The organism is Streptomyces sp. NPDC022552 (genome assembly GCF_055561875.1).
Genome location: NZ_JBVHGJ010000004.1, coordinates 343,979 through 369,132, shown reverse-complemented (window position 1 = coordinate 369,132; position 25,154 = coordinate 343,979). Strand labels below are relative to the sequence as shown.

Genomic DNA, 25,154 nt, shown 5'->3' with positions numbered 1-25,154 from the left:
CCGTCGTCTCCGCCGGCGCCTCCGCCGTCGTTCGTGACGATGGTTTCACGGCTTCCGGCCGGCCGGAGGGTCGGCATGGTCCCCGGCCGCTCGGCGACTCGGTGACCCGGGAGGGCAACTGGAACGCGGCGCCGACCACTTCCCGGCTCCGCCCGCCGAACCGGAGCTCGTCGGGCGTGTCCCACGGGCATGGATCGCTGCCGAAGGTGTCCGTCAGAAGCCTCTCGCGTTCCTCCACGTCGGCGTACGGCGCGACGCGCCCCCGATCGGCCCCCCGAACCCACCAGGGAACCCACCTGCCCCGGGGCACGGCGTGCGAGGGGCCACCGACGCCACGATCTCCCGGCGGTCCGACCGCGAGTGGAGCCGTCCCGCGCGTCCTGGGACCGTTCAAGGCCGGGTCGGGTGAACTATCTTGGGCAGCAGTGGGACGAGAAGGAGGCACCCCGTGCCATCTGGGCAGCAGGCGCGCGCACAGGCAGCCGCGATCACACCGGGCAGGCGCTCGTCGGACGCGGAGGTCGCTTCTCCCGCCGAGCGGGTGCGGGCACTGTTCGGCGGCCATCGGCTGTCCCCCGGGCAGCGGCGCATCGCCCAGTTCCTCATCGACCACCTCACCGAGGCCGCGTTCCTGTCGATCACCGAGCTGGCGGAGCGCGTCGGCGTCAGCCAGCCGTCCGTGACCCGGTTCGCCACATCGCTCGGGTTCAGCGGGTACCCCGCGCTCCGGGAGGCCCTCCAGCCCATCGCGCTCAGCGCGGTCGCCCGCGCACCGGAGGAGGGGGAGGAGCGGCTCGGCAACGAGCTCCAGTCGGCGGTCGACGCCGAGATCGAGAACCTGACGGCCCTGCGGCGCGCCCTCGCCGACCCCGACCAGATCCTCGAGATCGGTCGCGAGCTGGCCCGGTCCGTCCCGCTGACGGTCGTCGGCCTGCGGATCTCGGTCACCCTCGCCGAGTACTTCGCGTACGCCGCACGGCGCATCCACCCCGATGTGCGGGTGGTGACGCGGGGCGGCAGCGTCGCCTACGACGGGCTGCTCCAGGCGCGCGAGGCGGGCGGGACCTGGGTGCTGGCCTTCGCGATGCCCCGGCACGCCAACGAGACCCTCGCCGTCGTCCGGGCGGCCCGCCGCACCGGGCTGCGCGTCGCGCTGATCACGGACCTGGCGCTCGGGCCCCTCGTCGACGAGGCCGATGTGGTGTTCACCGCCGGAACGGGGTCACGGCTGGTCTTCGACTCGTACGCGGCACCGGGGGTGCTCTCCGCTGCCCTCCTCCAGGCCATGGCGGACGCGGATCCGGAGCGGACGCAGATCCGGCTGGAGAAGTACGAGCAGGCGGCCGAACAGCACGATTTCTTCCTGGACGACTGACGTACGCCTGACTTTTCATGCCCTGGAGGTGCATGTAATTTTTCATGCACCTTGCTTACTCGACGGTATATATATTTACTGTGGGTGCCCCCACGGGCCCGAACAGAACATGCGGTCGCCCCCTCCTCCTCAGACGACCCCGTGTTTGAACGGCATGGCGGCTCCGGTCAACCCCTGGGCCGGAGCCGCCGCACACTCGTCAGAGGAAAGAGGCGAGACCGTCCAGGAGACGGTCCACGTCCTCGGCCGTGTTGTACGGCGCCAGGCCCGCCCGCAGCGCGGGCCCCTCCAGCTTCAGCGCGGTGAACGGCTCGTACGCGTAGAACTGTCCGGCGGTGGCCAGGACGTCTCGGGCCGCGAGGTGGATCTGGGCCTCGCGCGCGTCACGGCCTTCGAGGGTCATCAGCAGCGTCGGAGTCCGGTCCTGGGCCCTCGAATGCAGCGTGACGGCGTCGCCGAAGGCCTGAAGACCCTCCTCGAGCCTCGTGCGCAGCGCCAGTTCGTGCGCGTGCAGGGAGCCCCAGGAGTGGGCCAGCCGCTCCCTGCGCGTGCCCCCCTCGCCCGGGTCCACCGCGGCGAGGAAGTCCACCGCGGCACGGGCGCCCGCCAGGATCTCGTACGGGAGCGTCCCGAACTCGAAGCGCTCCGGTACGGCGTCGGAGGACGGCAGCAGCTTGTCCGGGCGGAGGGTCTCGAGGAGGTCCGGCGCTCCGGCGAGGACCGCGGTGTGCGGGCCGAGGAACTTGTACGGCGAGCACACGAACAGGTCCGCACCCAGCGCGGGCACGTCCACGAGGTGGTGCGCCGCGTAGTGCACCCCGTCCACGTACAGCAGGGCTCCGGCCTCGTGGGCCAGATCGGCGATCCGCCGGAGGGGCGGCTTTGTGCCGAGGACGTTCGAGGCCCCCGTCACCGCCACCAGCCGGGTCCGGGGGGAGAGGGCCCGCTCGTACGACTCCAGGTCGACCTCGGCCGTCTGCGGGTCGATCTCGATCCAGCGGACCGTCACGCCCGCGTGCCCGGCGGCCTGGACCCAGGGGCGGACGTTGGTGTCGTGGTCCAGACGGCTGACGATGATCTCGTCACCCGGCTTCCACCCCTTGGCCAGGGTGCGCGAGAAGTCGTACGTGAGCTGGGTGGCGCTGCGCCCGTGGACGATGCCGTCCGCGGGCATGTTGAGGAAGTCGGCGTAGGCGGCACGGAAGTCCGCGACGGACTGCTCGGCGTTGAGCTCGGAGGGGCTGATCGTCCCCCGGTTCGAGAGGGGCCCGGTCAGCGTCGCCGCGATGGCGTCGGCGACGGGGCGGGGGGTCTGCGTACCGCCCGGCCCGTCGAAGAAGGCGAGGCCGTGGTCGAGGGAGGGGAAGTGGGCCCGGAGGGCGGTGACGTCGATGGCCATGGCCTCTGCTTTCTGTCGGGCGACGGATGGAGCCACGAGGTGGGGCGACGAGGTGGTGCGGCTGGTCTGTGGGCCTGCCTGGGAGCGCGGTGCCCGGTGGGGCACGGCCCCCGGTGCGTGGTGCCTGGGGGTGGGGCACCTCCCGGTGCCGGGTCCGTCGTTCCGGACGCCGGCACCGGGGGTTGCCTGGAGTCTGCGCCGGACTACTCGGTCACGCCGTACGCACCGGCGGTGGCGCCGTTGTTCGTGTCCCCGCCTGCGCTGCCGGTGGCCTCCGGGCCCGCAGCCGTCCGTGCGCCGACGGCCGGCTGCTTCACGGTGCCGATGTCGTGCGCGTACGTGCCCACCGCGTGGGCGATGACGTCGATGTTGCGGTCGAACACCGTCATTCCGACGTTCCGGAGGGTGTCGCCGGCCGCGTGGTAGTTCGGGTCGAACGCGACCCCCGCCGTGCCGCCGAACTTCTCGGCCTCGGCGGCCGTCTTGAGCGCCTCCGCGCCGGAGAAGGTACCGCCCGAGGGGATGCCGGCGTCGATGAACGGGCCGTAGTCGAAGCGGGAGACGAACGGCGTGCCCGCGTGCGGCAGGCCCTGCTTGCCGAGGAACGCGGTGATGTCCCGTTCGAGTCCGGCCGAGCCCGCCGGGGCGGCCTGCGTGTTGGCGCCGTCCGAGTTGTCGCCGTCGAAGACGAACATGCCCCCGTTGGTCGAGGAGATCAATTCGAAGTTCAGGTAGAGCTTGATCTCCTGCTTGTCGAGCGGCGTGAGGTTCGCGACGTAGTGGTGGGAGCCGACCAGACCGCTCTCGGCTGCGGACCACCAGGCGAAGCGCACCTTGTTGCGTGGGTTCTTCTCCTTCGCGGCCAGCTTCAGCGCGACATCGAGGAGTCCGGCCGAGCCGGAGCCGTTGTCGTTGATGCCGGGGCCCGTGACCACCGAGTCCAGGGAGGCGCCGAGCATCACGGTGTCGGCCGCGTTGCCGCGCTTGGTCTCGGCGATGACATTGTTGGTGGAACGATTCTCCTGGAGCTGTCGGATCTCGAGGGAGAGGTTCACCGGGCCGTTGGCGAGGTCCGCGGTGAGCTTGTCGCCATCGGCCTTGCTGAGACCGCCGGTGGGTATCTTCGCGGCGGCGGGGTCGCCGAGCGTGCCCGAGAGCGGGCCGTAGCCGGCATCGATGTTGTTGTAGATGAGGGCGCCGATCGCGCCCGCGGCCGCGGCCCGTTCCTGCTTGACGGCGAAGGCGCAGCCGCCGCGCTTGATCAGCGCGATCTTTCCGGTGAAGGTGCCCGGGGCGTAGTCGCCGGGCTCGCAGCCGGTGGTGCCGTCGGCGTCGACCGGTACGGCCGCCACCTCGGCCCTGACGCCGCCGACCGGGGTCGACCTGGTGTACGTGAGGGCCTTGACCTCGATGTCGCGCGGGGCGGGCGTGACGGTGGAGAGCTTTTCGGCCAGCGTCTGCGTGTAGATGAAGTCTAACTTCTGGTACGAGACGTTGTAGCCGGCCTTCTTCAGCTGCTGGTACACGTACGCCGCCGAGGCGTCGTGCCCGAGCGAGCCGGCGACGCGGTGACCGCCGGCCGAGTCGGCTATCGCCTGGAACTTCTGCAGATGTCGGTAGGCGTCCTCGGCCGACGCCTCGCGGACGAGCGCCTTCGAGAGCGCTGCGGCGTCCTTGCCCGGCCTGTCCTGTTGGGAGGAGGCGGGGGAGGCGGAAACCAGCAGGAGCGGGGTCGCGAGAGCAGCTGCGGTCAGGGTGGCCGCGGCTCTGCGATGTGATGCGTTCACAGAGGTCCTTCCCGGTGCGAACGATGTTGAGGGGAAGCTAGCGATCTCTGGGGTGTTCTGTGAACACATGTGCCACAACTCACTTTATTTCATGCACACTTGTGGCGATCTCATGGAGGCGGGGTGGATGGATGTCCGGCGTCGTGTCGGAGGGCGGGACGCCGGCCCGGCGGCCAGGACCGGGCTCGCGAGCGGAGGAGTGCTCGGTTCCGCTCCCTGTCGACGACAGGAAATGCTCGCGGGCGAGCCGCCGCAGCGCGGAGATGGCGACGTCGCCAAGTGCGGTCACCGCCACGAGACTTGTCGCGGCGCTTTCGGGATGGTCCTGTTCGCTGAGGATTTGCACCTCAAGCCGTGCGATGCGCTCCAAGTGTTCGGCATATGCAGGGAACAACCGTGGAATTTCATGGTGACCGAGCGATGTGCAGGCGATGGCCACCTGACAGAGCGTCTGCCAGGCCGGGTTGTCCGGGCCCACCTGCCAGCCCCAGCCCCGGATCAGGTCGGAGACCCTGGCCTGAGCCCACTCCCACTCCTCATCGGGCGAGGCGGCGCCGGGGGTGGGTAAGGCGTGCTGCATGATGCGGAGCAATTCGTTCGCCGGTGGTCGTTCGTCCTCGACATGCCTGACGAGTCGGCGTACCTCGGAGTGCGGAAGTCCGCCGACATTCAGTAGTGCCTTTACCAGTGCAACCCTGCGTACATGTGATTCATCGTATTCGGGGAGTGTGGGGAGGAGGTCCAGGTCCTGATAGGAGCGGAGTGTGCGAACGGGGACGTTGGTCCTGCGGCTCAGAGCGGAGAGCGGCGACATATTCCACCGGGATTCGATCGGATACTGGGGACGATGTGCTTCGCGGCCGTGCCGGCAATTCGAGGTCGCCGCGACCCTATGCGGCTCGAATGCGACGGCACAAGCATTCTGGTGGCTATGGTCGGGGAGTTGGCTCAAAGGGGAGTTTCGCTGTCCCATGGAAGGCGCGTGTCTTCGCGGAGCCTTCCGGGCGGCGGTGGTCCGGCCCCGGGACCGGTCCGCGCGCGTGCCCGTGGTTCGGCCTGAAACTGCTGTTGACGCCCCTGCCTCAGGGGGGCGGGGGTGGGATGATCCTCCGATGGTGCCCCGGCGCCCGCTGCGGAGTTCGGCGGCCGTTCGTCCGTCACTCGGTTCGTGTTCGGCGGCCCCTGGTACTCATGGAGAAGTAAATATGCCGGACGTTCGTGGCCGGACGAGTTCTTTCGTCGGATTTGCGTTGCCGAGCAAAGGTGACGAGGGGATGGATTCCGCAGGCGGGGCACTTGACGTCCTTTTGGTGGTACGGCATGATCATGGCGATCTCCGGCCTTTCTCGCCGTTTTGCACCGACCGCGTGACGAGGGAGCTGGTAGAGGGGGATGGGTATGGGGGAGGGCGGAGACGTGTCCGACACGTCGGCGCGGGGAAAGCCACGGCACGGTCCTGAGGTCGAAGACGGGGAACTGGCCGCGGAATTACGTGACGGTGAGTCCGAGTTGCTGGGCGTCTATCGCAGCAGGCTCATCGAGCAGCGCAATCCGCTCGTGGCGAATGTGGAAGTCTGGGATTCCGTATGTGAGCAGGCCCGAGGAATCCTCTCCGAATGCCTCGACGCCCTGGGGAGCGGCGCCGGGGCGTCGCACGAGCGCGGACCCGGGAGCGGACCCGAGCGGCACCCGACGCCAGGTCGTCCGGGTGGAGGGTGGGGCGACCGGGGAACGGTGACGGTGCACGCCCTGCGCGCGGGCTCCGTACTCGTCCAGGTCGTGGCCGAGTTCCTGGAACGGCGCCTCGCCCACCGGCCGGCGGGGGACCTGATCGGCACGCGACTGATGGCGACGCTCCAGGCGACCGTCACCCGCTCCCTGGAGGACGGCGCGGACGGACCCGACCTGCAACTCCTCGATCTCGTACGGGAGTCCACCCGGCAGGGTCGCGACGCGATGGCGAGGGAGATCCACGACCGCATCGGCAGCGCGGCCGGCCTGGCCCTGCGCCAACTGGAGCTCTACGAACTCACCCAGAACGTCTCCTCGGCGACCGACCCCCGGCTGGACAGCCTGAAGCAGGCCATCCTGGAGACGATGCACAGCACGCGGGACGTCGTGACCGAACTGCGCACCGGAGCGCACTCCGCCGGCTCCCTCCAGGTGGCCCTGGCCGCCTTCGTCACCGCCATGGCCGTCGAGAAGCCGGTCGTGGAGATCCGGATCGAGGACTTCGACGATCCGCTGCCGGACGCCCTGGGCGAGGAGCTCTTCCTCGTCCTGCGCGAGGGTCTGCGCAACGCCCTGGCGCACGCCCACGCCTCCCGGGTGTCCGTCGACGTGCGGTGTGACGTACGCCGGGTGGAGGCGCGGGTGAGCGACGACGGGGTCGGCCTTCCCCGGGACCGGACGTTCGGCAACGGCCTTGCCTCCGCGGCCGAACGGATCCGGCTCCTGGGCGGCCGGATGGAGATCGACAGCGTTCCCGGGGCGGGAACGACCCTCGCGTTCACGGTGCCGGCGGGCGAGGAGTGGCATGCGGACGCCCGATGACCCGAGACCGCCGTGGCCGGCGGAGCCGATCCGTATCGTCGCGGTCGATGACCACTCCCTGCTGCGTGAGGCCCTCTGTCAGCTCCTCGACGCGGAGGACGACCTCCGTGTCGTCGCCCAGGCGGACACGTCCGTGGGCCTCGGTGACCTGGTGGCGAGCACCGGAGCGCATGTCGTGCTGCTCGACGTGGAGATGCCCCACCACCACGCGCCCAGTGTGGTCAGCGAGTTGACCGTCCGCTTTCCGCGTCTGCGGGTGCTCATGCTGTCCATGCACGACCACGGCCCGCTCGTGCACGAGCTGCTCGCCCGCGGCGCACACGGCTATCTGCACAAGAGCTCCCCCCGCGCCTCGCTGCTCTGCGCCATCCGTGGGTCCATGGCACGTGACCCGCAGGTCATGATCGCCCTGCCGGGCAGCGCCACTCCGGAGACGGCCATCCGCGGGGCGGGGAACTCCCTCTCGCCCCGTGAACGGGAGGTCCTCACCCAGGTCGCCGGAGCACTGAGCAACCGTCAGATCGCCAACCGGCTGGGCATCACCGAGGCCACCGTGAAGCGGCACCTGCGGAACATCTTCGAGAAGCTCGGCGTCGCCTCGCGCATCGGGGCGGTGAACAAGGCGGTGGAGGCGCGGCTCATCGATCCCGCCGGGAAGGGCGGGCAGGCCGTCTCGATCCCGGAGCTGGTGTGCCGCCGCGTCATGTGACCGCGAGGTCCGTCCCGTGCCGCCGCGGTCGGCCTACTCCTTTCGGAGCATGCCCGATGCTCCCTGAAGGCCTGGTGCCGCCCCGGTGTCCGGATTAGATTCGGCGCATGCCTCGAGTGACGCCTTGCGAGACTCACCTTCCGGCACGTGACGCGGACCTACCGTCCGGCGCGTGTCATGGTCACGGCAATGGCCTGAGTGGCCCGCGCCGGCGGCCGTCGCGCGCGTCCTGAGTGACCCGGGCAGGCCTCTGCCCGCGCCGGCCGCCTCCCGCGGACACACCGGCTCTTCATGAACAACGCGATACGCGACGCAACTCGCCGCCTTCGCGCAGCCCGGGGCCCGAACGGCCACCACCGGGGACCGGCATGAACAGCACGCGACCCTGAGGGGTGAACGGGACATGACCTGCACGGGGGCACCTCTTCGCATCCAGCTCTTAGGACCCATCCGTGCCTGGCGGCACGGAGAGGAAGTGGCGCTGGGTTCGCCCAAACAGCGCGCGGTCCTGAGCCTGTTGGCCAGCCGCGCGGGCGAGGTGGTGAGCGGGGACACCATCACCAGCGCCCTCTGGGGCAGCGACACCCCGCAGACGGCGGCCAACGGCGTCCACACCTATGTGGCCCGGCTGCGCCGTGCGCTGGAGCCGGGACGCGGCAACAGGGCGGCCAGCACGGTGCTCTCCTCGGAGCCCGGAGGCTACTGCCTGCGGCTGGAACCGAGCGATGTGGACGCCACGCTCTTCGTCGAGCGCCACGGCCACGCCCGCCGATCCCGCGAGGGCGGGAGCGCCGAAACGACGTTACGGCTGTACGAGGACGCCCTGGCGCTCTGGCGGGGCGAGGCGTACTCCGGAGTGCCGGGGCCCTTCGCGGCCATGGAAGGCGTCCGCCTGCGTGACCTGCGACTGACCGCTGTCGAGGAGTGGGCGGCGGTCATGGTCGAGGCCGGCGAGCACGCCGAGGTGGTCGACGCCCTCTCCCGCGCCGCGGCGGAGGAGCCGCTTCGCGAGAAGCTCCGCTGGCTGCTGATGCTGGCGCTCTACCACGGGGGCCGCCAGGCCCACGCCCTCGCCGTGTACACGGAGACCCGGCAGCTGCTGCGCAGGGAGCTGGGCATCGAGCCGGGGACCGAACTGCAGGACCTCCACCGGCGGATCCTCGCAGGACAGCGGGAGTTACGGCTCCCCGGCGGCAGCCTCGCCCCCCGCCCCCGGGAAGGGCTCGGAGCCGGCGTTCCCGTACCGGCCCAGCTGCCGCCGGTGGCCCGTGGATTCACCGGGCGCGACACCGAGCTGAAACAGCTGGAGGGCCTCCTCGACGACGAGTTCGCCCAGCGGAGCACCCCGGTGATCGTCGTCGACGGCCCCGCCGGGGTCGGCAAGTCGGCGCTCGCCCTGGAACTGGCCCACCGGCTCTCCGACCGCTTCCCCGACGGCCAGCTCTATGTGGACCTCTGCGGCAACGGACTGCGGGGCAGACCGCTCACCGCGTCGGACGCGCTGCTCCAACTGCTCACCAGCCTCGGGGCCGACAGCACGCGCATACCCAGGGACCTCGCCGGCAGGGCCACGCTCTACCGAAGCCTGCTGTACGGGAGACGGATGCTGGTCGTCCTCGACGACGCCCTGAGCGTGGACCAGCTCCGGCCCCTGATACCGCGCGGCGCGTCCTGCGTCGTCGCCACCAGCCGGCAGCGGTTCGGCGGCCTCGCCGCCCGCGACGGGGCCCGCACGCACACCGTCCGCCCGCTCGCCGTCGACGAGGCCGCGGACCTGCTCACCGCCCTGTCCGGCGGGCGGCTCGCGGGACGGCCGGAGACCGCACGGCGGCTCGCGGCGCTCTGCGGCGGGCTGCCGCTCGCGCTGCGCATCACCGCCGAGGGGATCGCGGCGAACCCCGGTGTCCCGCTGGGCACCCTGGTGGAGCAGTACACGACGGAGAGCGGCCGGCTGGACCGCCTCACCGTCGCGGACGACGCCCTGGCCAGCGTCCGCGACGCGTTCGAGACCTCGTACCAGGCGCTGTCAGCCGAGGCGGCGCGGATGTTCCGCTTCCTCGGACTGTCCAAGGACGGGCCGATCACCGTCCCCGTCGCGGCGGCGCTCGCCGACACGGACCGCGACACCGCCCGGCGGCTGCTCGACACGCTCGTCGGCCACCATCTCCTGGAGGACCACGGCGCTCGGTACCGCCTGCACGACCTCCTGGGGATCTACGCGGCGGAGTGCGCGCAGAGCGAGCCAATGCTGAACCGGCGGGCCGCCCTGGCACGCCTCGCCGAAGCTGAGCCGGCAGAGGCGCCACAGCCAGTACCGCCAGTACCGCCGGTGCAGCCCGTCGTCGCGCACGAACGGCCGGCCGAGAAGGACCGCATCGAGAGCTACGCCGTCGTCCTGCGCCGGGCCGCGGTGCTCCGCAGGGCCGCGTTCCGCCAGTGCGAGGACGTCACGCGGCCCACGGATCTCACGTCGAGGTGAGTGCGGCGTCCTCCGGCCCGGTCGGCATGGTGCGCAGCTTGCCGACCGGGGACAGGAAGATCGGGATCAGCATCGCCGCGGAGAGCAGACCACCGATCCACAGGGCGCCGTGCAGCCCCGCCATCGCCGCCAGCAGACCGCCGACCGGTCCGCCGAGCGCACCGCCGCCGTACAGCAGCATGCGCATCGCGGCCGTCATCCGTCCCATCAGGTGCTGCGGCGTAATGGTCTGACGCAGACTCACGATGAGGACGTTGGAGACGCTGGCACCGAAGTACTCCAGGAAGAAGGAGGCCACGAACAGCCCCACCAGCAGCCAGCGCGGACCGCCCGCCGCCGGAACGAGCAGCGGGCCGAGGAAGATGATCGACACCGACACCCGGTAGGCGGTGCCCACCGACAGCCGGCGCACCACCATGCCCGACACCAGCGCGCCGAGCAGCCCGCCCACGGCCGCCGCGCCCATGACGAAACCGACCGCGGCGGCGGACAGCTCCTTGTCGCGCACCGCGTACAGCAGGAACAGCGTCTGCACCATGGTCAGCAGGAAGTTGCAGGAGCAGCCGACCAGCCCTATCGCCCGCAGCCACCGGTTGCCGAACACCCAGCGCAGGCCCTCGGCGAGTTCGGCGCGCAGCCGGCGCTTCTCCGCGGGTGGCTCCGGGGCGGGTTCCGGCTTCCTGATGAGGATCAGGGACAGCACCGACAGGGCGTACGAGAAGGCGTTGGCGGTCATGGCGAAGGGCGCCGAGAAGGCGCTCACCAGCGTGCCGGCGAGTCCCGGCCCGGCGATGTCCGCCGACGACAGCGTGGCGTTCAGCTTGGTGTTGGCCTCCAGCAGACTGCGCCGGTCCTTCACCAGGACGGGGACGTACGACATCCAGCTGACGTCGAAGAGCACCGTCGCCACCCCGATGCCGAGCGCCAGGGCGTACAGCGTCGGGAGCGTCAGCAGGTCGAACTCGTACAGGACGGGTACCAGACCGATCAGCACCATCCTGACCACGTTGGCGCCCAGCATCACCGGGCGCTTGCGCATCCGGTCCACCCAGACGCCGAAGAGCAGGGCGAGGCCGAGGAAGGGGACGAGCTGGGCGAACCGCAGCATGCCCAGCTCCCCGGCCCCGACCCCGAAGACCAGGACCGCGGTCAGCGGAAGCGCGAGCTGGGTGATCTGGGTGCCGTAGAGGGAGAGCGCCTCGCCCGTCCAGAACACCATGAAGTCCCTGTCGCGCCAGAGCGACCGAGGGGGGCCCTCCGCCTCGGCCGCGGGGGCCGGGGCGGAGGGCGTTCCGTGCTCCGTCATGCGGGAGTCGCCTCTCCTAGAGCCTCGTCGACGATGGCGCTGATGGCCGTGAGACCCGGGCCCTGCCACACGGAGTGGTGGTCGCCCGGCGCGGTGCGGACGGTGAGCCGGCTCACGTACGGACTCCAGTCGAGCAGCCGCTCCACCGAGTCCTCGGCCTTGATCAGGATCGCGGGCCCGTCGTGGACCGCGTCCAGACGGTGCTCGCGCATGGCCACGACATGCGTACGGAAGAGGGCGTAGCGCTCCAGCAGGAACTCCGCGTCGAACTCCTCCGGTACGGCGCCGTTGAGCTCGGCCGCCTCGAAGACCTCGGCCGGCTCCGCCCCCGGACGCACCCCTGCCAGCGCCTTGTCGACGCCCGGGGCCCGGTCGCGGGTCACACCGAGGAAGTCGTACAGGAAGTAGCGGGCCAGCTCGTCGTCGGGCGGTACGGACTGCGTCCCGGGAAGCGCCGCGTCGACGATGACGAGCAGCGGCACCTCCTCTCCCTCCGCGGCGAGCAGCCGCGCCATCTCGTAGGCGACGACCCCGCCGAGCGACCAGCCGAGCAGCTGGTACGGGCCGTGCGGGCGGGCCGCACGGAGCGAGGCCGTGTGCAGCTCGGCCAGGGCCCGAATCGAGGTGAGGGGCTCGGAGGCACCGTCGAAGCCGGGGGCCTCGAACCCGAACACCGGTTGCCCGGGACGGAGCCGGTGCGCCATCGCCGAGTAGCAGAAGGGTGAGCCGGAGACCGGGTGGACACAGTGGAGCGGGAGCCGGTCACCTTCCGCCCGGAGAGCGACGAGACTGTCGACGGAAGGGTGGCTCATGGTGCGGAAGCTCCGTTCGGAGTCGGAGCGGGCTGCGCGAGCCGCTCGTCGATGACAAGGGCGATGCTCCGGACCGTGCTTCCGCCGTACAGCAGACGGACGTTCACCCTGATCCCGAAGTGCTTGTTGAGCCGGGTGACGGCGCGCATGGCCTGGAGGGAGTTGCCGCCGACGGCGAAGAAGTCGCTGTCCGCCCCGAGCCGTGAGACGCCGAGCACGGCCGCGAAGACCTCGGCCACCGTCCTCTCGGTCTCCGTGACCGGTGGCGCGTAGCTCTCCTCGGGCTCGCCGAGGTCGTCGGGCGGTGCCGGGAGGGCCTTGCGGTCCACCTTGCCGTTCGGCGTCAGAGGCAGCTCGTCCAGGACGAGCACGGTGCTCGGCACCATGAAGCGGGGCAGCGACCGGGCGGCGTGCTCGGCGACCGCCGGCTGCTCCACGGCCCGGCCCGCCTCGGCGACGACGTACGCGACGAGGCGCCGGTCGCCCGACCCGTCGGGGTGCGCGGTGACCACCGCCTCCCTGACGGTGTCGTGGGCGCGCAGCACGGCCTCGATCTCGCCGAGCTCGATCCGCAGACCGTGCAGCTTGACCTGGAAGTCCGCCCTGCCCAGCAGCTCGATCAGGCCGTCCGGCCCATAGCGGGCGACATCGCCCGTCCGGTAGAGACGCTCGCCCGACACCGCGCCGCAGGACCAGTCGAAGAACCGCTCCGCCGTCTGCTCCGGCCGGCCGAGATAGTCCCGGGCCAGCCCGATCCCCGCCAGATGCAGCTCACCCGGAACGCCGGGGGGAACCGGCCGGCGGCCCTCGTCGAGGATGTACGTGCGCTGGTTGGCCATGGGACGGCCGTACGGGATGCTCGTCCAGCGCGCGTCGGTCTTCGTCACCTCGTAGATCGTGGAGTGGATGGACGACTCCGTGGCCCCGCCGAGGGCGACGAAGCGCAGGGCGGGGGCCTTCGCCCGGGCCCGGTCGGGGAGCGACACGGGGATCCAGTCGCCGCCGAGCAGGGCGAGCCGCAGGTCGTCGAGCGGGCGCGCGCCGGTGCTCTCGAGATGGTCGACGACCATGTCGAGGAGGGCCGGGGCGGAGTTCCACACCGTGACCCGGTGGTCGGCCAGCAGTTCGGCCCAGTGCTCCGGGTCCTTGGCGCGCTCCGGCTCGGTGAGGATCACCGTCCCGCCCGCGGTGGTCAGCCCCAGGAACTCGTACACCGACATGTCGAAGCTGGGCGACGACAGGGCGAGGACCCGGTCACCGGGGCCCACGCCGAAGCGGGTGTTGAGGTCCGCGATGTTGTTCATCACCCCGCGATGGCGCAGGGCGATCGGCTTGGGGGCGCCGGTGGAGCCCGAGGTGTGGATGATGTACGCGAGATCGTCGGGCGTCGCCCCGCCCGGGGGATTGTGCGCGGGGAGCGCGGCGAGGACCGCCTCGTCCCGGTCCAGGAGCAGGACGGGCGTGCCCGGGTCGATGTCCGGAAGCGGGAGGCTCTCGGCCGGACCGCTCCGGCTGATCACCACCGCGCAGGACGTGCCCGCGACCATCGTGGCCAGGCGCTCGCGCGGGTAGTCGGGGTCGAGCGGCACATAGGCGCCGCCCGCCTTGAGCACGCCCAGGACGGCGACCAGCAGCTCGGCGCTCCGGTCCAGGCAGATGCCGACGCGCCGGTCCGGGCCGACACCCAGGTCCCTGAGACGGTGGGCGAGCCGGTTCGCCGCCTCGTTGACCTCGACGTACGTCCAGGTCCGGGCGCCGCCCACCAGGGCGGGGGCGTCGGGGGCCTCGGCGGCGCGGGCCTCGAACGCGGAGTGCAGGCAGACCTCGTGCGGAAGGTCCTCCGCGGTGTCGTTCCACTCGACGAGCATCCGGTGGAGCTCGTCCTCCGGGAGCAGCCGCAGCTCCGACACCGGACGCTCCGGGTCGGCCAGGCCGTCCTCCAGGAGCGTGTCGTAGGAGGCGAGGAAGCGGACGACGGTGGCCCGGTCGAAGAGTTCGGGGGCGTACCGCAGCTCCGCGCTCGGCGGACCGTCCTCGCCCGGTGCGTGCAGCACCAGCTCGAACTCGTCCTGCCGCGCCGGCTCGTCGACGGGCTCCCGCCGGTCCTCCGCGTCGCGGGCGAGCCCGGCCAGGGTCGCCGCCCCGGGGACGGTCCGGCTGAGCCGGACCGTCCCCGAAGCGGGACTCGTGACGACGAAGCCGAACGCGGCCTGACCGGTCCAGCGGTGGAGCAGCGCGGTGAAGCCGGCCAGGAGCATCTCCTCCGGGGCCGTCCGCGCCGACGGGCCCAGCGGCAGCCGGGCGGATCCGGTGCGGTCCGGAGCGGCTCCGGGCAGTCGCGGACGGTCCGCCGGCAGCAGCGCGGGCGGCGCCGGTGCGGGCGTCGGCGCCTGCGGCTGGGCGGGAGGCGTCACGGGAGTGATGTTCCGGCTCAAGACCTCTCTCCTGGCTCGCGGTCGGAGCCCTCGGCGGGGCCGAGGCCGGCGCCGAAGGGCAGGGGATGGGTGCGGCACAGGGCGGCCACCTCGGCCACCACCCGGTCGCGCACCTCGGGGTCGGTACGGAACTCGGTGTCGCCGAGCACGGTGGTGCCCATGAGCACCTCGTGCAGCAGACCGGCGCAGACCCGCATCTCGGCCGGCCCCATGCCGCGTTGCGCCAGCACGTTCGTGCCCAGGCGCAGACCGCTGGCGACGAGCGGGGCCTTGGTGTCCTTGGGGATGCGGTTACGGTTCGTGAGGATTCCGCACTCCTCCAGGGCGCGTTCGGCGACGACACCGGTGATGCCGCGGTCGAACATGTCCAGGAGCACCATGTGGTTCTCGGTGCCGCCCGTCAGGACCCGGTAGCCGTACTCGGACAGGGCGTCGGAGAGCGCCGAGGCGTCGTCGCGCACCAGCCGCATGGTCTCCCGGAACTCCGGCTCCGCCACCAGCTTCAGCGCGTGTGCCTTGGCGGCGACCGACGCCGGGCTCGGCGTTCCCTGGGACTGCGGGAAGACCGCGCGCTGCATCAGCCGGTCCAGCGGGGTCCGGCGGGAGTCCGGGCCGGGCGCCCGGTGCTCCTCGCCCATGAGGATCAGCCCTCCGCGCGGCCCGCCCAGCTGCTTGTACGTGCTGGTGGTCGTGACATGGGCCAGATCGATCGGACTGGGGTGCTCGCCGGCCGCCACCAGGCCGGCGATGTGCGAGATGTCGGCGACCAGGTACGCCCCGACGGAGTCCGCGATCGCGCGGAACCGGGCGAAGTCCAGTGTCCGCGGATAGGCGCTGGCTCCCGCGATGAGGACCTGGGGGCGGTGGGCCAGGGCCAGTTCGGCCACCTGGTCGTAGTCGATGAAGCCCTGGTCGTCCAGGCCGTAGTGGACGGCCCGGTAGTGGTGTCCGGTCACCGAGGCGGCGGACCCGTGGGTGAGATGGCCGCCGGAGTCCAGGTCCAGGCCGAGCAGGACCCCGCCCGGAGGCAGCAGCGCCGCGAGCACGGCCTGGTTGGCCGAGGAGCAGGAGTGCGGCTGCACATTGGCGTACCGCGCCCCGAAGGCGTGCCTGGCCCGCTCGACGGCCAGTCGCTCCGCCGCGTCGAACCGCCCTGCGCCCGGGTGGTAGCGGGCCCCCGGATAGCCCTCGGCCGTCACGTTCGACAGGGCGGCGCCGCCCGTGGCCAGGACGGCCGGGTTCGCGACGCTGGCGGACGCCACCATGGCCAGGGTCATGGCCTGCTCCTCCACCTCGCGGTCGAGGAGCGCGGCCAGTTCGGGGTCGGTCCGGTTCAGGAGCGCCACTCCCTGGCGCAGCAGCACGGCCTGCGCGGAGCCGGAGAAGGAGCCGGACCCGGAGCCGTTCTGGAAGGGGACGTGCGACGCCTGTGTGGACGGGGCGGCCACCCGTGGGACCTCAAGCACGCGAGCCCGCCTTGGACTCCACCAGCGCGTCGATGGCCGTGGCGACCGAGGCGACCGTGGCACCGCCGTACAGGAGGCGGACGTTGACCTTGACGCCGAAGTGCTTGTTGAGCCGGCTCACGACACGCATCGCCTGCAGCGAATTGCCCCCCAGCTCGAAGAAGTTGCCGTCCGCGCTGACCTGAGTCATGGACAGTACGGCACCGAAGACCTCGGCCACCTTCTCCTCGGTCGCGGTCACCGGGGCGACGAAACTGGCCGTCCCGTCACCCGAACCCGACGCCGGGGCAGGAAGCTTGGCGCGATCGATCTTGCGCGCCGGGGTCAGCGGGAACTCCGTCAGCTCCACCCAGCCCGTCGGCACCATGTACTCCGGCATCGTGCTGCCCAGGTGCTCACGGAGCTCGGCGACCGTCGGCGGGGTGTCGCCCAGGACCGTGTAGTACGCGACGAGCTGCTTCTCCCCGAAGTCCTCACGCAGCAGGACCAGCGCCATCCGGACCTTCGGGTGGGTCAGCAGACCGGACTCGATCTCACCGAGCTCGATCCGAAGACCGCGGAGCTTGACCTGGTTGTCGAGCCGGCCGATGAAGTCGATCTGCAGATCGCGGGTCCAGCGCACCAGGTCGCCCGTGCGGTAGACCCGGCCCTCGCCCAGGAACGGATCGGGGACGAACTTCTCCTCCGTCAGCTCCGGCAGGTTGAGGTACCCGCGGGCCAGCCCCTCGTCGCCGCCGATCAGCAGCTCACCGGGGACGCCGACCGGCACCAGGTTGAACTCCTTGTCCACCACGTAGTGCAGACGGCTGAACTCGGGCCGGCCGATGGGCGGCGAGGACAGCCACTCCTTGTGCTCGCAGAGGTACTCGGTGGTCGCCACCGACGCCTCGGTCGGGCCGTACAGGTTCACGAACTTGCGCCCCGGCAGGTTCCACTTGTTGACCAGCTCGGCCGGCAGGGCCTCCGCGCCGCCCATGATGTACTTCAGGTCCGGGTACGGTCCCGCCTCCACCACGGACAGGATCGCGGGCGACAGACCGGCGTACGTCACCCGCTGGTCACGGATGAGCGAGCCGAGGGACTCGGGGGACGAGGCGTCCTCCGGTGCCACCAGCACCAGGGCCGAACCGCTGATCAGGCCGGCGAAGATCTCGCCCTGGGACATGTCGAAGGTCAGCGCGGGCAGCTGCAGCAGCCGGTCCTCGGTGGTCCACTCGCCGAAGCTGCGCCGGTACGCCTCGATGAACATGCGCAGGCCCCGCTGCTCGATCATCACGCCCTTGGGACGCCCGGTGGACCCCGAGGTGTAGAGGACGTAGATCAGGGAGTCGGGCTTGGCCCACTCCTCCAGCGGCTCGTCGTCCGGCAGCGCCTCGATGGCGTCCCAGTCGGTGTCGATGTTGACGCTGGCCCAGCCGCACGACTCCGGCAGGTCGCCCACCGAGCCGGCCCGCGTGATCACCAGCGGGCTCTTGGTGTCCCGCAGCATGTGGTCCAGGCGGGCGTTGGGGTGCGAGGGGTCGATGATCGTGTACGCGGCGCCGGACACCATGACACCGAGGATCGCCACCAGCGCGTCCAGGTCGCGGTCCATCGCGATGGCGACGACCTCCTCCTGGCGCACGCCCCGGGAGCGGATGTACCGGGCGAGCTTGCCGGCCCTGCGCATCAGCTCGCCGTACGTCATCTCCTTGCCGCGGCAGACCGCCGCGACGAGGTCGGGGTTCTCCTGCGCGATCCGGGCGATCGTCGCGTGCACCGGCTCCGTCGGGTAGTCGAAGTCGGCGCCGCGGCCCACCTCCAGGAGTTCGGCGCGCTCCGCCCCGGAGAGCAGCGGCAGTGCGGCGACCGGGGTCTCGGGGGCGTCGGAGGCGGCGTCGAGCACGTTCTGGAAGTGCCCGATCATGGCCTCGACGCGCCAGCGGTCGTACAGGTCGGTCGCGAACTCGACGATCAGACGCAGCCGCTCGGCGCCCTCCACGAAGCTGAAGGACAGGTCGAAGCGCGAGCGGGAGGTGGCCAGCGTGATCGACTCGGAGGCCAGCCCGGCCAGCTCCAGGGAGTCACCGGTCGCCGCCTCGCCGAGCAGCTGGCAGGCGATCTGGAACAGCGGGTTGCGCCCCGCGTCCCGCGTCGTCTGCACACGGTCCACGACGTGGTCGAACGGCACGTCCTGGTTGTCGTACATGTCGAGGTTCGCGTCGGCGATGCGCTCGAGGAGCTCGGCGAAGGTGACATCGCCCGACAGGTCGCAGCGCAGCACCGTCATGTTGATGAACAGACCGACCACGTCTTCGAGTTCGGGGTCGGTACGTCCCAGCATGGGCACCCCGAGGGCGATGTCGTCCTGCCCGCTGTAACGGCTCAGCACGACGTTCAGCGCCGCGGCGACCACCATGTAGAGGGAAGCGCCCTGCTCGTGGGCCAAGGCCCGCGCCTTCGTCAGCAGTTCGGCCGGGAAGTCGACCACGAAGGTCTCGCCGTTCTGCGTGGGCTCGGCCGGCCGCAGCCGGTCGGCGGGCAGTTCGAGCGCCTCGAGACCGGCCAGCCGCTCCTCCCAGAACTTCAGCTCCTCCTCCCACACGCCGTCGGCCCGCTGCTTGCGCTGCCGCTGGATGTGGTCGCCGTAGCCGATGGTGAGCTCCGGCAGGGCGGGCGTCCGGCCTGCGGCCAGCTCCCCGTACGCCTGGGAGATCTCACGGCTGACCACACCGCCGGACCAGCCGTCGGTGATGATGTGGTGGAAGCTCAGGCCGAGCACATGGTGGTCGTCGGCCAGCCGGAACAGCTGGAACCGGGAGATCGGCCCCGCGGCCAGGTCGAACGGCGTGTCCGCCTCGGTCTGCAGCGCCTCGCGCAGCGCGCTCTCGGCCTCGTCGGGCGCCAGCCCGGACAGGTCCCGGAGCGGCAGCGGCCGGTCCTCGGCCGGCGAGACGACCTGGTACGGGACACCGTCGGCCGCGTGGAACGTCACCCGGAGCTGCTCGTGGCGCTTCACCAGCAGGTTGAGCGCGCCCTCCAGGGCGGCCGTGTCGAGCGCACCGCGCAGTCGGTAGGCGATGGGAACGTTGTAGGTGGTCTCGCCTGGACTCATCTGGTCCAGGAACCACAGCTGCTCCTGTCCGAAGGACAGTTGAATGCGCGACTCGGCGGTGTGCGTGCTCATCGTCACAGGACTCCGTTCGGCTGTTCACGGTGGTCGCCCAGGGGGCGCGGGGGAGCGCCCCGGGCCCTGGCACCCCGGTGCGGCGGGAAGCGGGCAGGGCAGGTCAGGGCATGGCGGGGTAGGGCGAGGGCGGTACGGGAGAGGGAAGCGGGAACCGGACCCCGGCGGCCGGGTGCGGCGGCCCTGGGGCGGCGGCCCGGGCCGGGGCGGCCCCCCGGTCGGTCAGGTGACCGGGAGGGCGCCCCGGCGGTTCAGCGGTTCAGCGGTGGAGCGGTGGAGCGGTGGAGCGGTTCGGCGGTTCGGCGTGTCAGGCGGCCGGGGCCGCGCCGGCCGTGGGGGACGTGGGTCTGAGGACGCGCTCCACGCGGCTCAGCCCCTCCGTCACCGCCTCCGCGGAGCGCGCGAAGCAGATCCGGAAGCCGTCGCTCGCCCCGAGCGTCTCGCCGGGCATGAGCAGCACGCCCAGGTCCAGGGCTCTGCGGCACATCGCCAGAGGCTCCTCGCCGGTGGTGAGCCAGAGCCAGGCGAACGGGGTGTCCTCGGGTTCCACGAGGGTCACCGCGTCCGCGTTGCGCCGGGCGAACTCCCGGACGAGCTCCAGCCCCTGGCCCGTGATCTCGCGGTAGGTGCGCAGATGGTCGTCGCGGTGGGCCAGGACGTCGACGGCCAGGGTCTCGCAGAGCACCGAGTTGGAGATGGTGGACAGGAACTTGCGCCGGGCGCAGAGCTCCACGACGTCCGGAGGACCGTAGAGCCAGCCGACCCGCAGCCCCGGGAAGCCGTACACCTTGGACAGGCTGGACACCGAGATCACCCGGTCGGCGCCGACGGCCGCGGAGCGTGAGAGGTCGAGCGCGTACTCCTCGTCGAGCAGCAGATGTGCCCCCGTACGCGCCGCCAGTGCGAGCAGGCCGCGCAGGTCCTCCTCCGCGATGCGCCGACCGGTCGGATTGCACGGGCTGTTGGCGACGATCAGCTTCACGTCCGGCCCGGCCACCGCCTCGGCGGCCTCGATGTCGAAGCTGAGATCGGGCCGGAACCCGACGAGCTCGACCTTGCAGCCGAACTCGGGCGGCACGTCCCAGGACTGCTGCCAGCCGGGCCGGAAGGCGATCACCCGGGACCCGGGGGTCAGCAGCGCGGCGTACACGAGGTAGAGCGCCTGCTGTGCGCCCACGGTGACGAGGACCGATGCGGCCGAGCCGCCGTAGAGGCCGGCGACCGCCGTGCGCAGGGTGTCGAGGCCCCGGTCATGGCCGTAGTCCAGTTCGAGCCCGGGCGGCACGTTGAGCGCGTCGAGGCGTCCGGGGACCATGTTGCTGTCCCCGAGGTCGATGTCGAAGCGTCCCGCGGCGTCCTCGAAGACCCACCGCTGGATCGGATAGTCGCGCGGCTCCCGCGCGTACGAGGGGAGAGTCACCGCGCGGTCCCGGCGGTCACGGCCGGAGTGGCCGACGCGGTCCGGTCGAGGCGCGCGCGCAGGGCGGGCGCGAAGGAACCGGCCGCCACCTGCTCGGCGTCGCCGGTCATTGTGACCGCGCCGTCCTCGGCGACCGTGATCCCCAGAGTGCCGCCGGGCATCCTCACCTCCACCCGGCTGTCGCACAGCCCCAGTTCACGGGCCGCCGACACCGCGGCGCAGGCGCTGCTGCCGGAGGCCGTCACATATCCGGCGCCGCGTTCGAAGACCTCCAGCTCCATCACGGACCGGTCCACCATCCGTGCGAACTGCACGTTGGTGGCGTTCGGGAACCGTGGGTGCCGCGCGATCCTCGGACCGAGCCTCCGGGCGAGGTCCGCGGACGGGGCGTCCACGAGGACCACGGTGTGCGGATTGCCGTTGTACACACAGGTGACCGTGAACTCGTCGCCGTCCACGGCCAGCGGCACGCCCACCGCCCGGCCGCCGAACGGGGCGCCGTCCTCCCGGAGCAGGGGCAGATCGGCGGCGTCGAAGCTGGGCCGGCCCATGCCGACCTCGACCCGGCCCTCCGTCGCGTCCAGAACCCGCACGGGGCAGTCGCCGGCGGCCGTACGGAGGGTGAACTCGCCTCCGTCGGCCCAGGAGCCGGCCTCCTGCTCGGCGAGGTGGAGCGCGAACATCCGCAGACCGTTGCCGCTTCTGCCGCAGTCGGACCCGTCGGAGTTGTACAGATCGAGCGCGACCGGGACACCGGGTCGCGGTGTCTCCAGAGGTCCGTACAGGACACCGTCCGCCCCGATGCCGCGGTGGCGGTCGCAGACCAGCCGGATCGCCTCACGGGTCAGGGGGAAGTCGGAGCTGCGGGGGTCGATCACCAAGTAGTCGTTGCCTGCTGCCTGATATTTGTAGAAGTCGATCACGGATGATCTCCCTTGGCTGCTGGGCGCGGCGCCGCCCCGAGGCGTGGTGCCTCACCTCGGGGCGGCGCCCGGGATCACTGCTCGGCGAGCGCGGCGGTGTCGTGCTCCTCGCCGTACCACTTCTCCGCCCACCGGGAGAAGGCGATGATCACGATGTCGCGGTGGCCGGGACCCCCGTCGGCGGAGAGCACGTCCGTGACGTCGTGGGCCAGCGCGCGGTCGTCGAGGAGGACCGCCTGACCCGGCTCGAGCGTGCCGGACCAGAAGGGCTCGTCGGCCCCGGGGTTCCACAGCCGGGTCGTGCCGCCGGCGACGTTCACCTTGTTGAGGATCGCGATCATCACGAACTCGTGGCCGTCGTGGTGCACGCCCTCGGGGGTGAGGGGGCCGGGCTTCTCGCCGTCGGCGCGGGTCCGGTTCTGGTGGACGTTGATCTGCCAGTCCTCGGACCGGTCCAGACCGAGCTCACGGACGCCGTGCTCGATCAGCGGCGTGAAGTCCACCTTGATCGGCTCGTAGACGCGGCGGATGCCGCCGCCGACCGAGTTGAACTTCTTGTACGTCGTGTAGTCGCGGTGCGCGAGACGCTCGAACGACCAGCCGTCCTCGCCCTGCGGGCTGAGGCGGTACTGCGAGAAGCGCTTGAAACGGGTGCCGTTGCCCATGTACTCGTCGACGGGGCAGTCGTCGTAGCTCGGCAGGATGTCGGCCGAGACCTCCGGCAGGTCGATGATGAGGAAGCGTTCGCTGCCAAGGGCCATGATCTCTCCTCCAGAAAAGGGTGATGTCGTCGGACGGGCGGACGTCAGGCGCGGGTCGCCCGGCGCCGGACGTCATGCGCCGGACGTCATGCGCCGGACGTCAGGCGGCGACGGAAGGCATGCGCTCGTCCAGGTAGGCGGCAGAGGAGTTGAGCCGCCACATGATGCCGCGCGCGATGGCACGCCGCATGTCCGCGGACTCGGCGGCGGGCAGCACCACGTTGTGGAACCAGCCCTGTGCGTGCTGGGAGTCGATGGTGATGTGCAGCTTGTGGTAGACGATGCCGACCTCCGGCAGGCCCAGGCGCTCCCAGGCGTGCACGACCTGGACGAACCGGTCCGGGGCCATCCACTCGGTCATGCCCAGGAAGCCCACGGCCTCCGCGTACAGCGTGCGGTGGCGGCAGAGCATGACCGCGAGGTTGCCGTTGAGCAGCGAGGTGGCGGTGAGCGACCGGGCGAGCTCGTCCTCCGAGATCTCGAAGACCTCGTAGATCTTGTTGAACAGGTGGGTGTGGACCTCGGCGGGCTTGCCGTTGCCCATCTCGTCCCAGAAGTTGGCGGCGATCTCCATCTTGGCCGCGCCGGCGGTGCCCACCTGCATCATCGCGAGCAGGTCGTCGAAGCGACCGTCGACGACCGACTCCTGCATCACGTAGTTCCGCAGGTCGTCGTGCGTGGCCTCGTTGCGGATGAACTCGTGGTAGTAGGGGTGCTTGTACACCCGGTGGCTGCGCGCGGTGTTCTTGAGCCAGGTCAGGTACTCCCGCGGCTCGGTGGGCGCGTCCTCGAGCAGGCCCGGCTCGATCAGCCGGTCCTGGGCGGCCGCGGTGGCGGTCTCCAGAAGACGGGCTATCTCGTAGACGACGACGGAGCCCTCGGCGTTCTGCTGCTGCGGGATCTTCGTGTACAGCTGGTAGATCCGGTCGAGCAGATACTGCTGCGCGTACAGGGCGCCCATGTCACCCCCGGCGGCGGCGGTGTTGATGTCGGCCACCTCGCCCAGGACGCGGCTCCGCTCACTGCCCGACAGAGCGTCGACCTTCTCAGGCGCGGAACCGAGCCATGCGCACACCCTGTCCACGGTGGACAGGAACGGGTCACCGGATACGGTCAGACCCTTGGAGCCGCCGACTTCAGGCATGTGTTTCCCCTTGGATTCACTGGACGAAGCAGATTTCCGACACGAAGGCCAGCCGTACCAGTACTGCGGCGATACGTTTCTTTCGGACCGCGTGGGCGGCGGGCGTTGCCATTCTGCAAGGGGCCCGCTGGACGGAATATGTACGCGCTCTGTACGACCGGACGGGGCGCCGAACCAGGCCATGCCCGGCTCGGCTACTCTCGGCGCTTCGTACGGCAACCGCCCCGTCTGTCGGGAGACGTCCACGCATGAACACGCCACCATCGCCGGCCGGAGCGGCGCGGGCTGACGGAGCGTCCGTCCGGATCGGCGCCCTCGTACCGCTGACTCGTCCTGGCTGGACCGAGGCGGGCCGGCATCTGCTCGCCGGACTCGAGCTGGGCGTCGGTGACGTCAACGCGGCCGGCGGGATCGCCGGGCGACCGCTGGAGCTGGTGGTCCGGGACACCGCGGCCGATCCGCGGCGGGCCGCGGCGGCCGTGGACGAACTGGCCGGCCTGGGCGTGGCCGCCGTGGTGGGGGAGTACCACAGCGTGGTCGCCCGCGCAGCCGCCGCCCGGGCGGACGCGCTCGGTCTGCCGTTCCTCTGCTCCTCGGCGGTGCTCGACGCGCTCACCGAAGAGCCGACGGACTGGGTCGCGCGCCTCGCCCCGCCGCAGTCCCACGGCTGGCGGATCTACGCGGACTTCCTCATCGGAGCGGGCCACGGCCGCATCGCCGTAGCGGCCGAGCCGAGCGTCTACTGGACCTCGGGGGCCCGCATCCTGCGGGACCGTCTCGCTCCACGCGGCGGCACCGTCGTCGAGTTGGACATGCGCGAACTCGGCCCGACGGCCGTGTGCGACGAAGTCGTCGAGCACCGCGCGACCGCGCTCCTGCTTCTGGTCGGCAATCCGGAACCGGCCGTGTCGATCGTCAGGGCCGTCCGACGCGACGAGCGCCTCGCCGGCCTCCTGATCGGTGCTCCGGCCGGCCAACCGGAGTTCGCCGCGTGGGCGAGGCTGCTGGGCGACGACGGCGCCGCCGTCCCGTTCCTGCGCTACCTGCCCGAGCGCCTCGGCCCACTCGGCGCACGAGTCGGGACGGCCCTCCGGGAGCGACTGGCCGAAGCGCCCTCCTTCGTCGCCTTCGAGGGCTACGACACGATCGCCGTCCTCGCCGATGTGCTGCGTTCTCACGGGGAGAACGGAGCGGAGGCCGGGCACGGCGCGGGCCGGGCGCGCACGGCCGAGGCATGGCCGCGCGTCGCGGTCGAAGGCACCCGTGGGGAGATCCGGTTCTCCCGCACGCCAGGCATCGGCGTGTGGCAGTGGGACCGGGCGCCGATCCACGTCGTCGATCGAGATCCGGCGGAACCCGATCGCTTCCGGACCCTCGCCGGTGGAGCATAGAGACCGTGCCGACGCCGACGGAGGGTGG

17 protein-coding genes are annotated in these 25,154 nt (G+C 71.3%); 5 read left to right on the top strand and 12 right to left on the bottom strand.

Annotated features, from left to right (window positions below; all coding sequences use genetic code 11):
- The first annotated feature begins 448 nt into the window (after nucleotides 1–448).
- Complete coding sequence (locus ACZ3OF_RS14680) at nucleotides 449–1,375, top strand: MurR/RpiR family transcriptional regulator (RefSeq protein ID WP_467304817.1); 927 nt, start codon at nucleotides 449–451, stop codon at nucleotides 1,373–1,375.
- A 199-nt stretch (nucleotides 1,376–1,574) separates the two neighbouring features.
- Here ACZ3OF_RS14680 and ACZ3OF_RS14675 read toward each other — a convergent pair whose 3' ends face one another.
- The 3 genes from ACZ3OF_RS14675 to ACZ3OF_RS14665 all read right to left on the bottom strand — a co-directional run bounded on the left by ACZ3OF_RS14675 (nucleotide 1,575) and on the right by ACZ3OF_RS14665 (nucleotide 5,375).
- Nucleotides 1,575–2,774, bottom strand: a complete 1,200-nt coding sequence (locus ACZ3OF_RS14675; RefSeq protein WP_467304815.1) for a cysteine desulfurase-like protein — start codon at nucleotides 2,772–2,774, stop codon at nucleotides 1,575–1,577.
- A gap of 203 nt (nucleotides 2,775–2,977) precedes the next feature.
- Nucleotides 2,978–4,561 (bottom strand): M28 family peptidase, encoded by a 1,584-nt coding sequence (locus ACZ3OF_RS14670; RefSeq protein ID WP_467304813.1) that lies wholly within the window; start codon nucleotides 4,559–4,561, stop codon nucleotides 2,978–2,980.
- Nucleotides 4,562–4,640: 79 nt separating this feature from the next.
- Nucleotides 4,641–5,375 (bottom strand): MerR family transcriptional regulator, encoded by a 735-nt coding sequence (locus ACZ3OF_RS14665; protein ID WP_467304811.1) that lies wholly within the window; start codon nucleotides 5,373–5,375, stop codon nucleotides 4,641–4,643.
- A 920-nt stretch (nucleotides 5,376–6,295) separates the two neighbouring features.
- Here ACZ3OF_RS14665 and ACZ3OF_RS14660 point away from each other — a divergent pair.
- The 3 genes from ACZ3OF_RS14660 to ACZ3OF_RS14650 all read left to right on the top strand — a co-directional run bounded on the left by ACZ3OF_RS14660 (nucleotide 6,296) and on the right by ACZ3OF_RS14650 (nucleotide 10,302).
- The gene (locus ACZ3OF_RS14660; protein ID WP_467304809.1) at nucleotides 6,296–7,114 is read left to right on the top strand and encodes a sensor histidine kinase; all 819 of its coding nucleotides are present in this window, start codon (nucleotides 6,296–6,298) and stop codon (nucleotides 7,112–7,114) included.
- Nucleotides 7,098–7,823 carry a LuxR C-terminal-related transcriptional regulator gene (locus tag ACZ3OF_RS14655; protein WP_467304807.1) on the top strand — a complete coding sequence of 242 codons (726 nt, stop codon included), beginning with the start codon at nucleotides 7,098–7,100 and terminating at the stop codon, nucleotides 7,821–7,823. The genes ACZ3OF_RS14660 and ACZ3OF_RS14655 overlap by 17 nt, the downstream gene beginning before the upstream one ends.
- Nucleotides 7,824–8,298: 475 nt before the next feature.
- Complete coding sequence (locus ACZ3OF_RS14650) at nucleotides 8,299–10,302, top strand: AfsR/SARP family transcriptional regulator (protein WP_467304805.1); 2,004 nt, start codon at nucleotides 8,299–8,301, stop codon at nucleotides 10,300–10,302.
- Here the strand turns inward: ACZ3OF_RS14650 and ACZ3OF_RS14645 are convergent.
- The 9 genes from ACZ3OF_RS14645 to ACZ3OF_RS14605 all read right to left on the bottom strand — a co-directional run bounded on the left by ACZ3OF_RS14645 (nucleotide 10,289) and on the right by ACZ3OF_RS14605 (nucleotide 23,735).
- Nucleotides 10,289–11,608: an MFS transporter gene (locus ACZ3OF_RS14645; RefSeq protein WP_361672824.1), complete on the bottom strand. Its 1,320-nt coding sequence runs from the start codon at nucleotides 11,606–11,608 to the stop codon at nucleotides 10,289–10,291. The two genes, ACZ3OF_RS14650 and ACZ3OF_RS14645, sit on opposite strands and share 14 nt — an antisense overlap.
- Nucleotides 11,605–12,420 (bottom strand): thioesterase domain-containing protein, encoded by an 816-nt coding sequence (locus tag ACZ3OF_RS14640; RefSeq protein WP_361672827.1) that lies wholly within the window; start codon nucleotides 12,418–12,420, stop codon nucleotides 11,605–11,607. The genes ACZ3OF_RS14645 and ACZ3OF_RS14640 overlap by 4 nt, the downstream gene beginning before the upstream one ends.
- Nucleotides 12,417–14,855 carry a non-ribosomal peptide synthetase gene (locus ACZ3OF_RS14635; protein WP_467304801.1) on the bottom strand — a complete coding sequence of 813 codons (2,439 nt, stop codon included), beginning with the start codon at nucleotides 14,853–14,855 and terminating at the stop codon, nucleotides 12,417–12,419. The genes ACZ3OF_RS14640 and ACZ3OF_RS14635 overlap by 4 nt, the downstream gene beginning before the upstream one ends.
- Nucleotides 14,852–16,321 carry a serine hydroxymethyltransferase gene (locus tag ACZ3OF_RS14630; RefSeq protein WP_467304799.1) on the bottom strand — a complete coding sequence of 490 codons (1,470 nt, stop codon included), beginning with the start codon at nucleotides 16,319–16,321 and terminating at the stop codon, nucleotides 14,852–14,854. The genes ACZ3OF_RS14635 and ACZ3OF_RS14630 overlap by 4 nt, the downstream gene beginning before the upstream one ends.
- Nucleotides 16,314–19,487 (bottom strand): non-ribosomal peptide synthetase, encoded by a 3,174-nt coding sequence (locus ACZ3OF_RS14625; protein WP_467304797.1) that lies wholly within the window; start codon nucleotides 19,485–19,487, stop codon nucleotides 16,314–16,316. The genes ACZ3OF_RS14630 and ACZ3OF_RS14625 overlap by 8 nt, the downstream gene beginning before the upstream one ends.
- Before the next feature lie 307 nt (nucleotides 19,488–19,794).
- A complete protein-coding gene (locus ACZ3OF_RS14620; protein WP_467304796.1) occupies nucleotides 19,795–20,907 on the bottom strand; it encodes a pyridoxal phosphate-dependent aminotransferase in 1,113 nt (370 codons plus the stop codon).
- Nucleotides 20,904–21,830, bottom strand: a complete 927-nt coding sequence (gene dapF / locus ACZ3OF_RS14615; protein ID WP_361672839.1) for a diaminopimelate epimerase — start codon at nucleotides 21,828–21,830, stop codon at nucleotides 20,904–20,906. The genes ACZ3OF_RS14620 and dapF overlap by 4 nt, the downstream gene beginning before the upstream one ends.
- A 74-nt stretch (nucleotides 21,831–21,904) precedes the next feature.
- On the bottom strand, nucleotides 21,905–22,591 hold the full coding sequence (locus tag ACZ3OF_RS14610; RefSeq protein WP_467304793.1) for a 2OG-Fe dioxygenase family protein: 687 nt from the start codon (nucleotides 22,589–22,591) through the stop codon (nucleotides 21,905–21,907).
- A gap of 100 nt (nucleotides 22,592–22,691) precedes the next feature.
- Nucleotides 22,692–23,735 carry an iron-containing redox enzyme family protein gene (locus ACZ3OF_RS14605; protein ID WP_361672844.1) on the bottom strand — a complete coding sequence of 348 codons (1,044 nt, stop codon included), beginning with the start codon at nucleotides 23,733–23,735 and terminating at the stop codon, nucleotides 22,692–22,694.
- A gap of 248 nt (nucleotides 23,736–23,983) precedes the next feature.
- Between ACZ3OF_RS14605 and ACZ3OF_RS14600 the strand changes: the two genes are divergently transcribed.
- Nucleotides 23,984–25,126: an ABC transporter substrate-binding protein gene (locus tag ACZ3OF_RS14600; protein ID WP_467304791.1), complete on the top strand. Its 1,143-nt coding sequence runs from the start codon at nucleotides 23,984–23,986 to the stop codon at nucleotides 25,124–25,126.
- The last annotated feature ends 28 nt before the right edge of the window (nucleotides 25,127–25,154 follow it).